Source organism: Sphingobium sp. CFD-2, from assembly GCF_024611135.1.
GTDB classification, from domain to species: domain Bacteria; phylum Pseudomonadota; class Alphaproteobacteria; order Sphingomonadales; family Sphingomonadaceae; genus Sphingobium; species Sphingobium fuliginis.
Genome location: NZ_CP084407.1, coordinates 288,644 through 299,983 on the forward strand (window position 1 = coordinate 288,644; position 11,340 = coordinate 299,983).

Annotated in this window: 10 protein-coding genes and 2 pseudogenes; 6 read left to right on the forward strand and 6 right to left on the reverse strand. The window is 63.9% G+C overall.

Annotated features, from left to right (window positions below):
* Nucleotides 1–6 precede the first annotated feature (6 nt).
* From LDB29_RS26765 to LDB29_RS26785, 5 genes are all read left to right on the forward strand, one after another.
* Nucleotides 7–1,254 (forward strand): MFS transporter, encoded by a 1,248-nt coding sequence (locus LDB29_RS26765; RefSeq protein WP_257558183.1) that lies wholly within the window; start codon nucleotides 7–9, stop codon nucleotides 1,252–1,254.
* Nucleotides 1,251–2,597 (forward strand): MFS transporter, encoded by a 1,347-nt coding sequence (locus LDB29_RS26770; RefSeq protein ID WP_257558184.1) that lies wholly within the window; start codon nucleotides 1,251–1,253, stop codon nucleotides 2,595–2,597. Before LDB29_RS26765 ends, LDB29_RS26770 begins: the two co-directional genes overlap by 4 nt.
* Nucleotides 2,594–3,841: a mechanosensitive ion channel family protein gene (locus LDB29_RS26775; protein ID WP_257558185.1), complete on the forward strand. Its 1,248-nt coding sequence runs from the start codon at nucleotides 2,594–2,596 to the stop codon at nucleotides 3,839–3,841. The genes LDB29_RS26770 and LDB29_RS26775 overlap by 4 nt, the downstream gene beginning before the upstream one ends.
* A gap of 157 nt (nucleotides 3,842–3,998) precedes the next feature.
* Entirely contained in the window at nucleotides 3,999–4,493 is a 495-nt protein-coding gene (locus LDB29_RS26780) for a transposase (RefSeq protein WP_257558187.1), read from the forward strand.
* Between the two features lie 13 nt (nucleotides 4,494–4,506).
* Nucleotides 4,507–4,908: a transposase gene (locus tag LDB29_RS26785; RefSeq protein ID WP_257558189.1), complete on the forward strand. Its 402-nt coding sequence runs from the start codon at nucleotides 4,507–4,509 to the stop codon at nucleotides 4,906–4,908.
* 101 nt (nucleotides 4,909–5,009) lie between these two features.
* Here the strand turns inward: LDB29_RS26785 and LDB29_RS29330 are convergent.
* The 5 genes and pseudogenes from LDB29_RS29330 to LDB29_RS26815 form a co-directional block, all read right to left on the reverse strand.
* Nucleotides 5,010–6,501 (reverse strand): annotated as a pseudogene (locus tag LDB29_RS29330) (recombinase family protein).
* Nucleotides 6,498–7,013, reverse strand: a complete 516-nt coding sequence (locus tag LDB29_RS26800) for a GNAT family N-acetyltransferase (RefSeq protein WP_257558193.1) — start codon at nucleotides 7,011–7,013, stop codon at nucleotides 6,498–6,500. The pseudogene LDB29_RS29330 and the gene LDB29_RS26800 overlap by 4 nt, the downstream one beginning before the upstream one ends.
* The gene (locus LDB29_RS29335; RefSeq protein WP_306812605.1) at nucleotides 7,010–7,375 is read right to left on the reverse strand and encodes a DUF1778 domain-containing protein; all 366 of its coding nucleotides are present in this window, start codon (nucleotides 7,373–7,375) and stop codon (nucleotides 7,010–7,012) included. Before LDB29_RS29335 ends, LDB29_RS26800 begins: the two co-directional genes overlap by 4 nt.
* 30 nt (nucleotides 7,376–7,405) lie before the next feature.
* Nucleotides 7,406–8,089 (reverse strand): annotated as a pseudogene (gene mobQ / locus LDB29_RS26810) (MobQ family relaxase); the annotation flags it as partial.
* A gap of 173 nt (nucleotides 8,090–8,262) precedes the next feature.
* A complete protein-coding gene (locus LDB29_RS26815; protein WP_257558195.1) occupies nucleotides 8,263–9,363 on the reverse strand; it encodes an acyltransferase in 1,101 nt (366 codons plus the stop codon).
* Between the two features lie 227 nt (nucleotides 9,364–9,590).
* Between LDB29_RS26815 and LDB29_RS26820 the strand changes: the two genes are divergently transcribed.
* Nucleotides 9,591–10,298: a hypothetical protein gene (locus LDB29_RS26820; protein WP_257558550.1), complete on the forward strand. Its 708-nt coding sequence runs from the start codon at nucleotides 9,591–9,593 to the stop codon at nucleotides 10,296–10,298.
* Nucleotides 10,299–10,496: 198 nt separating this feature from the next.
* On the opposite strand, the gene LDB29_RS26825 is transcribed toward LDB29_RS26820, so the two are convergent.
* Nucleotides 10,497–11,069 (reverse strand): EF-hand domain-containing protein, encoded by a 573-nt coding sequence (locus LDB29_RS26825; RefSeq protein ID WP_257558197.1) that lies wholly within the window; start codon nucleotides 11,067–11,069, stop codon nucleotides 10,497–10,499.
* Nucleotides 11,070–11,340 lie beyond the last annotated feature (271 nt).

Sequence of the window (11,340 nt, forward strand, 5' to 3'; positions counted from 1 at the left end):
GCAGTCATGCTTGACGCCATCCGACCTGTCCGCAGCCTATTGCTGTCCATCTTCATGCTGATGGCGGGCAGCGGCTTTCTCGCGACGTTGATCAGCCTGCGCCTCAATCGGGCGGGCAGCGGCACGATGACCATCGGCATTGTCGCCACGGCCTATTTCGGTGGGTTGATCATAGGATCGCTCCGCGCCGGGAACCTGGTACGCAGGGTGGGGCATATTCGCGCCTTTGCCGCCTTTGTCGCGCTGCTGTCGGCCAGCACCCTGTCCTATGCGCTGTGGACAGAGCCGCTGTTCTGGATGCTGTTGCGGCTGGTGGACGGGATTTGCGTGGCGGGCGTGTTCGTGTGCCTGGAAAGCTGGCTCAACGCCCGCGCCGATCCGCGCATGCGCGGCAGCGTGCTGGCCGCCTATATGGTCGCGCTCTATTCAGGACAGGCGATCGGGCAGTTGCTGCTCGGGGCGAGCGGGTCCCTGCCCGCCATCCCCTTCCAGATCGCCTCGATCCTGATCTCCCTGGCCATTATCCCGCTCTGCCTGACGCGTCATTCCGCCCCCGCGCCAGTCGAGGCGAGCGCCTTCTCGCTCCGTTCCCTGCTGGCTGCCTCGCCGCTGGGAGCCTGGGGCGCGGTGGCGACCGGGCTGATGCTGGGCGCCTTTTACGGGCTGGCGGCGGTGCATGTGCGGCGGCTGGGGCTGGACCTCCCTCAGACCGCCCGCTTCATGATGATCGTCATCCTGGGCGGGGTGGCGCTGCAATGGCCGCTCGGGCGATTGTCCGACCGGCATGACCGGCGGCTGGTGATTACCGGCAGTTTCGCCGTAGCGGCACTGGTCAGCATGGCGCTGTCATGGATCGACGGCGGCTCGCTCCTGCTGCTGCTGGGCGCGCTGTTCGGAGGACTGAGCTTCGCGCTCTATCCGCTGTGCGTGGCGCACTGCAACGATCGGTTGCTCGAAACGGAGAGGGTGGCGGCGAGCGGACGGCTGGTGCTGCTCTATTCCATCGGCGCGGCCCTGGGGCCGGTTCTGGCTGCCGGCTTCATGACGGCCGTCGGGACGGGTGGACTGTTCCTCTTCATCGCTTGCTGCGCAACGGTCGCGGCGGCGGTCGGGCTATGGCGACAGCGCGCGTCCGAGCCGGTGCCCGGGAAATATCAGCAGGAGTTTCAGATCGTTCCCCGGACCACGCCCATGGCCGCGCTGCTCGACCCCAACAGCGCTGACCCGGATATGACGCAAGGACAGACGAGATGACCGCGATTTCCACTCCCGCCGTGGCCTCCGCTTCTCCCACGCCCGCCAAGGACGCCATCTTGCGCCGCGCCATCGCCGCCTCGGCGATGGGCAATGCAACCGAATGGTTCGACTACGGCATCTATGCCTATGGCGTGACCTATATCTCTGCCGCGCTGTTTCCCGGCAGCACGGAGGAGGCCGTTCTGTTCGCACTGGCGACTTTTGCGATATCCTTCCTCGTCCGGCCATTGGGCGGACTATTCTGGGGACCCCTGGGCGACCGGCTGGGCCGCAAGTCCGTGCTGGCGCTCACCATATTGCTGATGTCCGGCGCCACGCTGTGCGTGGGGCTGATCCCGGATTATTCCAGCATCGGCTTGTGGGCGCCCGGTCTCCTGGTCGCGCTGCGCATGGCGCAGGGATTTTCCACCGGCGGCGAATATGGCGGAGCAGCGACATTCATGGCCGAATATGCGCCCGATCACCGGCGCGGCTTTTTCGGCAGCTTTCTCGAATTCGGGACGCTGGCGGGCTTTTCGCTCGGCGCGGCGCTGATGCTGGGTTTCTCGCTGATGCTGGGAGATGCGGCGATGCACGCCTGGGGTTGGCGAATTCCTTTCCTGGTGGCAGCGCCCATGGGGCTGGTCGGCATGTATCTGCGCTCGAAGATGGAAGATACGCCGGTCTTCCGTGCGGCCGCAGCGCGGCATGATAGCGGCCCGCCCCCCTCGCCCGGCCTGCCGCTGCTGCTGCGGCGGCACTGGCGGCCCATGCTGGTCGTTGGCGGGCTGGTGGTGGCGCTCAATGTCGTCAACTATACGCTGCTCAGCTACATGCCGACCTATCTGCAGCGGCGGATCGGCTTGTCCAGCAACGAGGCGCTCATCGTGCCGATCATCGGCATGCTGCTGATGATGATGTTCCTGCCCGTTGCGGGATCGCTTTCGGACAGGGTCGGGCGGCGGGCCATGTGGCGGGTTTCGCTCATCGGGCTGCTGGTCGCCGTGGTTCCGCTCTACATGCTGATGGGGACGGGCCTTGTGGGCGCGATTGCCGGATTCGTCTTGCTGGGCCTGCTCTATGTGCCGCAGCTGGCGACGATTTCGGCAACTTTCCCCGCGCTGTTCCCGACGCAGGTGCGCTTTGCAGGCTTCGCCATCGCCTATAATGTGTCGACCTCCATCTTTGGCGGGACCGCGCCAGCGATCGGCAGCGGGCTGATCAGCTACACCGGCAATGAACTGATGCCCGCCTTCTACATGATGCTGGCCTGCATCGTCGGCCTGATCGCGCTGCGCTTCATGCCCGAAACCGCCGGCCGGTCCCTCCATGAGGATCCTTTCGCGGAGAAACAGGCTTGATCACCAACCTTCCCGTTTCCAACGACAGCATCGCGTCACTGACGCGCGGCTATGTGGAGCAACCCTGGATGCAGAGCGGTCTGGCGTTGCTGCTCCTGGGCGTCTTTGCCTGGATCGCGAACTGGATCGCCAAACGCATCGTGCTGCGGCTGCTGCTTCGCCTGCTCAACCATTTTCCCTTTCGCATAGAGGCAGGCCATGTCGGCACGATAGTGGCGCGGCTGTCCAACATCGTGCCGGCGCTCGTCGTCGAACTCGGCATTGGGACGATACCGCATCTCTCTTCCGAGGCCGTCGCCTTCGTCCGTAGCCTGTGCACCGCGTTCACCATCCTGACGATCGCGATTGCACTCAGCGACTTCCTCACATTGCTCAACGATCTGTATCAACGCCGCCCCGACGCGGCCAACCGGCCCATCAAGGGCTATGTGCAACTGGGCAAGCTACTCCTCTACGCCGCCGCCGCGATCCTGATCATCGCAGCGCTCATGGACCAGTCACCGCTATTGCTGCTGTCGGGCCTCGGCGCGATGGCGGCGGTGCTGATGCTGGTGTTCAAGGACACGATCCTCTCCCTCGTCGCCTCGGTGCAGATCGGTTCCAACGACATGGTGCGTGTGGGCGACTGGATCGAAATGCCCCAGTTCAACGCCAATGGCGATGTCGTCGATATCGCCTTGCACACGGTCAAGATCCAGAATTTCGACAAGACGATCACCACCGTTCCCACGCATCGGCTGATCTCCGAGAGCTTTCGCAACTGGCGCGGCATGGCGGAATCGGGCGGTCGCCGTATCATGCGGTCGCTCATGATCGACCAGCGCAGCGTGCGATTTCTCGATGAAGACGACATGGAGCGCATGGACCGCTTCGCCCTGCTGCGGACCTATCTGCAATCCAAGCAAGGAGAGATCGAGCAGTGGAATGCCGAACATGGCGCCAAGAGCATGGTCAATGGCAGGCGCCTGACCAACATCGGCACCTTTCGCGCCTATGTGCTGGCCTATCTGCGCGCGCGCGCCGACATCGCCCAGAACAAGACTTTGCTCGTGCGCCAGCTCGCGCCCAGCGAAAACGGCCTCCCGCTGGAAATCTACGCCTTTGCAAACAGCACGATATGGGCAGAGTATGAAGGCGTCCAGGCGGATGTCTTCGATCATCTGATCGCGATCCTGCCGGAATTCGGGTTGCGGCTGTTCCAGCGTCCTTCTGGCGCGGACCTGTCGGCAATGGCAGCGGCCTAGATACCGGTGGCAGACGGTTGCTCCTGCCCGGCAGCCAGGGAAAATCCTCATCAGGGCGGCGCTGGCGCTTGTCAGGCTAGGAGACCTGTGTGCGGGTGGGTGTAGACATGGGCATTGGTTGCTGATTCTATGGGCTTTCCGAAGAGGAGAGCGGGACGTGGTGCATCGTTCGATAGGCCAGGAGCGGTTTGGTTTCGCCGGTCGCATGCGGCCCCGATCATCGCTCGACGAGCTGGCCAAGCTGATCCATTGGCAGCCGGTCGAGGCTCTCCTCAATCCGCTCTATTCGGCTGCCAAAGGCGAACCCGCCTGGCGGCCTTTGGCGATGTTCAAAGCGCTGCTGCTGTCGATCTGGTATGACTTGTCGGACGTGAAGCTGGCCGACGCGCTTGATGATCGCGCGTCGTTTCGCCGTTTCTGCGGCTTCTCCGGCACAGAGGCGACGCCGGAACGCACTGCCTTCGTGCGCTTCCGCAAGCTGTTGGTCGCGGACGGGCTCGACGGCAGCCTCTTCGAGGCTGTGACGGCCCAACTCAAGGCGAAGCCGGTCACGGTCAAGACCGGGACGCTGGCCGACGCCACCATCATTACCTCGGCCAGCGAGCAGGATGACGATGGGCGATGGGTCAAGCATAAAGGCAAAAGGGCGTGACGCGGACACGGCGTTGGTCGAGAGGATTTCGGTCACTCCGGCCAATGTAAACGACGGGCGTGCCGGTCCGGCGGCGCTGCCCGATGATCCCGGCGAAGTCTTTGCCGATCGCGCTTATCGCGGTTCGCATTTCGGCAGTGCCGTCCGCGCCAAAGGCGGCACGCCGCGCATCGTCACCCACAGCGTCTGGGCTCGCACGCAGGAGGAAGCAGAGGTTTGGCTCAGGGTCTGGAACCAACCCATCCATCGCGTTCGCGGCAGGATCGAGAAGATATTCGGCACGTGGAAACGCAGCTACGGCCTACGCCGGATGCGATGGCGAGGCATCGCCAAAGCTACCGCCCAAGTCCACCTCACCGCCCTCGCATACAATCTCAAGCGCACGCTCTCCATCGTTAATGCCGCAGCGGCGTGACGTCAACGGCGCAGGGCCGGCGCGCACTGCACTGACCACCGACTAAACCGCCGTCAATCACCCCATAATCAACGCCCTACACCCACCCGCACACAGGTCTCCTAGAAGAGTCGGCTGGCAGTATGGAGCGCAATGTCGGTCGTTTCAAAATCCTTGCCGGTGCATTGCAACCGGTCATCGCGTTCCTTTGCAACTGCATAGACCATCAGGCCGAGAAGGTTGAGCTCCCTCCCCGTCCGCCACTTCAGTCCCTGAGTGGGCACTGAGTTTACGCCGCTTTTTCCGGTAAGCGCCTGAAGCAGCCGGTCTTCGATCCCATGATCCGAACCTCGCCATCGGCGACCTCGATGCGCTGGGCGAGCGCGCGGAGATGGTCGCGGCGGTAGCCACCGCCTTCGAGGCGGATGCGCTGGCGTGCGGTCTTGGCGAAGGTGCGGACCATTTTCGGGTGATGGCCTTGGAGCCTAAGTTGTCGAGCATCGCTTGCGCCCGCTCGGCGTCGGCCTTGGCCTGGTCCCTGATGGCCTTGAGGCCGTCGATGCGGTCTTTCAGGGCTGGATCGTCAATGTCGGCCATGCCTGCCTCGATGGCGTCGTAGAGGCGCTTGAACCGCAGTTCCGATTCGGCAGAACGCTTGTTCAATTCGGCGATATGCTCGCGACGACGTTCGGATTGCTCCTGCCGTCGGTCGAGAACGCTGGAGAGGATGGTTTCCAGCCGCTCAGGCTGGAGTAGCTGGCTTTCAAGATGGTTGGCGACAAGATCGTCCAGCTTGTTCATCGGCACGGCCATGCCCTCGCAGGCGGTCGGTCCTTGCCGCGCCTTCATAGAGCAGGCGTAATAACGATAGCGCCCGCCCTTGCCGGCGCGGATGGTCATGGCCCCCCCGCACTTGGCGCAGTGGATCAGGCCGGTGAGCATGGTCGGCCCGCTAATGACGGCGGAAGGGATGACCTTGGGGTTGCGGGCTTTCAAGAGCGCCTGCACGGTTTGCTGCGCTTGTTGAACTCGTGCTCGCCCATATAGGTGCGACGAGTCATGCGCCCCGTGTTTCGGCAGCAACGGTGCGATAGCCAATAGGAGGAAGGGAGCCGTTCCAGAAACCTTGCCGTGCGTTCTCCTTCAAGGCCCGCATGACGTGCTTGGCGTTTTCCTTGGACTGGTATTCGTCGAACAGCGCCATGATCTGCCGCATCGTGACGTGCATGGGGTCATCACCCATTTCCTGTGTGATCGAAACCAGCTTCACGCCGTTCTTGGTGAGTTTGCGAACATAGAACTCAAGCTCGAAATGATCGCGAAAGAACCGGCTGAACGAATGGACCACCACCACGTCGAACGGCGAGGGTTTTGACGTGCCCGCCTCGATCATGCGCTGGAACTCAGGGCGGCGGTCGTTGGTCGCCGATGCGCCTGGTTCCACAAAGGTTTCCACCAATTGCAGGCCGCGCGCCTCGCGATAGGCTTCACCCTGCCGCTTCGGGTCGGAATCGACACGTCATGCTCGGCCTGCCGCGCCGTCGAGACTCGCAAGTAAAGGGCGGCGCGCAGCGCTGCATGGGGCAGAGGTTTGCCCTCGTTCGGGGATGTCATGGCGTTTCTCCCGACAAAAGACGCTGTGCCGTCGCTACAGGCAGATACAGTCTATTGGGCCGATCAATCAGCGCCGTGAATCCGAAAGCGGCATAGAAAGCCGCCGCCTTCTCGTCGATGGCGTCGGCAAATATGGCGTGTGCACCTATCGGCGCTTCGGCAATTGTTTTGATGGCGTCGAACAACAGTGCCTCGCCAAGTCCAAACCCGGCATAGGAGTTATCGCGCCCAAGCCAGCCGATCAGCACCGCCGGAACGGTCGGATAGCGCGGCAACCGGCCCGCCAATGGTTCGGGCACGGCCATGAGCGGCACGTTACTCGATGAGAGCGTGTAAAAGCCCGCAACCCGGTCGGTCTCAAGGTCGCGAGCGACAAAGCAGGTCGCGTATCGGCGTTTGATGTCCTGCGTGACGGCTTCACGAAAATAGCGGTCGATCCGTTCATTGCCGCATGAGAACGCCTTGCGCTGGTGCCCTTTGCCAAGCGGCTCTATCGCAAACCTCGCACTCACCGAGGCGCGATCAGGTCAGCATGGCGCTTCGCTGCGCGGGCAAGACGGGAGTTCGGCGCAGGCGGATTGATCAGGGCCTTGGCAAAGCGCACTTGATCCTCGGCAGCCAGACGCAGCACGTCGGCTTCCTCGACCGTGCGGCGGGCATCCTCGCCCGCCGTCGCAATCAGATAGCCGGTCAGCGTCAGGCCGCGCAGCCGCGCCGCACGCTGCATCTGCTCATAGACATTGACGGGCACGCGCGCTTCAAGACGGGCGGTTTCGACTTCGCTGGCTGGTCTGGGCATGGCTGATCTCCTTGTCGACATTATATACGGCATATTGCCGGATTTATCAAGAATGAGATCAGCCGAACAATTCATCGTCCTTGCCGAGTTCGACCAGATCGGGCACGCGCCGTTCTCGCGCGCGATCCGCCGGTGATCCTCGGCGCGGTCTGCCTCAAGCCCGGCGGCCTCGATGCGCTGCGCCGGTGCGCCGATCTTGGTCTGCGGCTCCAGCGCGACGCCTTGCGCTTCAAGACTGCGGTGGTCGATCCGCGCGTCGATGTCGAGTTCGGCCAGGCGCTCGTTGACGTGATCGGCCCAGCGCTCGCGCCATTGCTCCAGTTCCGTGCGGTTCCACTCCCGAACCTTCGGACCGAAGCCGTTCTCGTCCACCGACCGCATCGTCAGCATGACGTGCGCATGGGGTGTCGGCATTCTGTCAGCGCCGATGTCCCAATCCACATTGAGGTCGGCGATCATGCCCTGATCGACAAACTCGGACTGCACAAAATCGCGGGCCAATTCGATACCCTGCGCCTGCGTCATCTCACGGGGAATGGCGAACTCCACCTCGCGGCAAAGCTGGGCATCCTTCCGCTTCTCGAACGCTTCAACGTCATTCCAGAGCTTTTCGCGGTCGTTCCATTCCTCCGGAGCGTTCTCCGGCAGCATGACCTCGGAATGGACGACGCCCGGCTTGTTCGAGAAGTCATGGTCACGGTCCAGCCGGTCATCGCGCAGCTGCGACGCGGAACGACAGGCGGAGGCGGCAACCGCGCTGCGGCCCGCCGCGCGTCCGATCCAGCCCATGTAATCGCCCCGGATCGAGGCCATACAGATTCCTCGATCCGAAGGCTATCTGCTCTGCGTCTTTGAGGTCTGGCGGTCTTATCTGCTGCCGTTCAAGCGCCGGTTGGGCTGCGCAACCCCTGCTTGAACCGCCGACTTCCGCCGCGCTGGGAAGCCCGGTCGGCCCGCGCTCCCTAGACCGCAACCAGCCTGCCTCGTGTCCACGATCCGGTCAGCCGTCCGCCGCTCAACAGCCTCGCCAAGGCGGGGGCGGTGCGGGTCAACAGCGAGCCCGATAACATGGCAGCGGCCAACACCAGCAGGGGCTGGACAAACAGATAGACCGGATAGAGGGGTGAACCGAGCTTGCCGAATATCGCGCCCAGCACCGGTCCGCCCAGCCAAATGAGGATGAGATGCGAACAGAAAAGGAAGAAGGCGAAAGGTTCAATGCGCAGCAACATGCCTAGCGCCGCACTGCCTGCAAGGCTCCAGGCCAATCGCCAGAAAAACATGGCCGACGCGACGCGCACTGCCAGGTCGAGCATCGCCACCTCGACGCCCGGCAGCGCGCGCGCCGGCAGCAGAGCAAAGGTGAGTTGTGCTGGCATCAGCAGGATGAAAGGCAAGGCCGCAACGCCGAAAGGCAGCGTCGCGACACGATCTGCCAGGCCCGTGCGCCGCGCCAGGATCCCCATAACGAAGAAGAACAGGATCGACGCCCGCATCAGAACCGGCGGTCCCCAGTCAAGCAGCTGGCACAAGGCTGCGCATAGAGCGATCGCCAGGAGCACCCGCGCCGGCAGGCGAACAAAGAGCGGCGCGGCGACCATGCAGAGGAACAGGTCGCGCAGGAACGGCATCTGCACGTTGATGTCGGGATTGCGGCTGGCGATGAACAGTTCCTCGAACATCCAGCCGGTCGATTGCGGGACGGGCGCGGAGAGCCCCAGCGCCCAGGCCGCCCCCGAGACCAACAGGATGGCCAGCGCATTCCACATCACCATTGGCAGCAATATTGTCCGCGCCTTGCGCCTGACATGACGCACCCAGTCCTGGGTGCGGGAAGACCCCTCGACCAGCCATCCTGAGATCAGTCCGAGCAGTGGCACTGCGCCACGGCCGAATATCTCCATGAGCGTCCATCGCAGACCCTCCTGCGGCGTCCCGCGCAGGCTTTCCAGATCATGACCATTAAGGCCCGTCCAGGCGTGAACATAAACGACGCCAACGATGCAGATGACGCGCGCTATCGCGATCGCATCAGATCGGCGAGCCGCGTCGGCGGTCAACATTGGATGCAAGGCAGTTTTCCCATAGGCGGCAAGGACTTGGTCGATTACCCTTCAAGCTCCAGTCCGTCCACCTGCTCCGCGCGACAGGCGTCGCGCCACACAAGGGCACCGTGCGCCCGCCTTCATCTGCGGGCACTGCAGCGCTCACGGTCTGGCGATCATTCAGCGGGATAGACGCGTCGCCGTTCCACGGCATAAGGTGCGCCAAGCCTCTTTGGAGCGTGGCCATGCGCAGTATCGATTTTTCATCCTGGCAGAATCTCGTCCTCACGCTCTTCGGGCTCATTTTCGTGACTTTGATCGGCGTCGGGATCCGGATGCTGACCATGATGACGATCCAGCAGCGGCGCGAGCGCATGAACCGCCAGATCAACGAAAGGCTGCGCACGCTGATAGCCGCATACAAGGCCCTTGGCGGATCGTTTACCGGCACCCTCACGGTCGACCCTGCCCATCTGCGCGACCTGCGCCTGCGCGCATCGGAAGCTGACGCCGATATGCGCGGGCAGGACGAGACAGGTTCAACAAACCCCGATCCACCGGATCGTCCGCGACGCATCCGGGACATCGTCGAGGCTGCGCTCGCCGACATCCTGTTGCTGGGGACCGAAGAACAGGTCCGCCTCGCCGGGCACGCAGCGCGCGAACTGGTCGCCGGACGCCCGGTCCCGACTCATGATCTGGTGATCTCGCTGCGAAATTTCATCCGTGAGGCGCTTGACCTCGATCCGATCCCGGCCAATCTGGCCATCCCCGTGCAAGGACCGGCGCGTCCCTCGGGGAGCGGCGGCAGGAACGGCAAAAATACGCAAGGCGGCGGGCGGCAGGGCGGCGGCGGTGGAGGAATGGGGGGCGGAATGGGCATGGGCCTTGGTGCCGGCGCCGGGCTCGGCGCCGCCCACGCCGGCACGCGCGATGACAGCGACAGAACCTGATCACGCGTCGCCCGACGCCAGTCCAATCATCTTCGGGGCCGGATGCCCAAGCACCACGCGGGGCCAGCCATGCGCTCGACAGTTGCCCGCCGGTGCGGTCCTGGAAGGCGCAACCAGGGCCGCCGGTGCGAGGCGAACGCCTCGGGAAGCCAAAGGTCGCGGAACCGGGGTCGGTTCGCCCCCGGTCCCGCCCGGCGATCAGCCTGCCGGCGTTTCCGCCGGAGCGCCCTGCCGCTTGGCCCGCCATTGATCGCGCATGGCCTTGCGTGCCGCCTGCCTTTCCTCTTTTGTGACCTGCCCATCCTTGTTGGCGTCCAGTCGGTCGAAGCGGGCGAGCGCGGCGGCCGTGAACTCGGCCTGGGTGACGGCGCCGTCCTTGTCGGCATCGGCCATGCGGCCCAACATCATGCCACCATGGCCGCCTCGGCCCCGACCGCCCCAGCGATGGTGCCTGCCGCCTTCACCTGCATCCGCCGCGCTCGCGCCATCCTGGCGCTGGCGCCGCGCGCCGAACTCCTCGCGCGAGATCTGGCCGTTTTTGTCGGTATCGAGGCGGTCGAATTGCGCGGCACGTCTCGCCGCCCGGTCGGCCTGGTCGATCTTGCCGTCCTTGTTCACGTCCATGCGCGTGAACTTAGCGGCGCTGCGCGTCTCCACCTCCGTCCGCTTCGTCACCCCGTCGCCTTTGCCCTGCCCGGCATAGGCAGAACCTGCAAAGGCCATGGCCGAGAGCGACATCCCCAGCAGAACATTGCGGGTCAGCTTCTTCATCACAACAACTCCTGTCCAATTTCCAGACCGGAAACCCCGCGGCTTCCTGTGGTTGGTTCTGCTGGTGCCGTGTCGCGCGAATATCCTCTGAAGGCAGCTATATTGTCGCGCTTTGTATCAGGATGCGCGGCGCCCCATGTGCAAAATCCCGGGCGGGCATAAACCGCCCGAAGATGCTGCGAAGCCCTGTTTCTCATTGGCGCGATCTCCATCCCCCCGACTTTTCAACAACGGCGGGATGCCGGAGCAGCTGGCGCTGGTCCAGCTGTGG

Bases quoted from the DNA above. Each gene is read 5' to 3' on its own strand.
- LDB29_RS26770 (WP_257558184.1), top strand. From the start codon at position 1,251: ATGACCGCGATTTCCACTCCCGCCGTGGCCTCCGCTTCTCCCACGCCC.
- LDB29_RS26815 (WP_257558195.1), bottom strand. From the start codon at position 9,363: ATGTTGACCGCCGACGCGGCTCGCCGATCTGATGCGATCGCGATAGCG.
- LDB29_RS26765 (WP_257558183.1), top strand. From the start codon at position 7: ATGCTTGACGCCATCCGACCTGTCCGCAGCCTATTGCTGTCCATCTTC.
- LDB29_RS29335 (WP_306812605.1), bottom strand. From the start codon at position 7,375: ATGAATTGTTCGGCTGATCTCATTCTTGATAAATCCGGCAATATGCCG.
- LDB29_RS26825 (WP_257558197.1), bottom strand. From the start codon at position 11,069: ATGAAGAAGCTGACCCGCAATGTTCTGCTGGGGATGTCGCTCTCGGCC.
- LDB29_RS26820 (WP_257558550.1), top strand. From the start codon at position 9,591: ATGCGCAGTATCGATTTTTCATCCTGGCAGAATCTCGTCCTCACGCTC.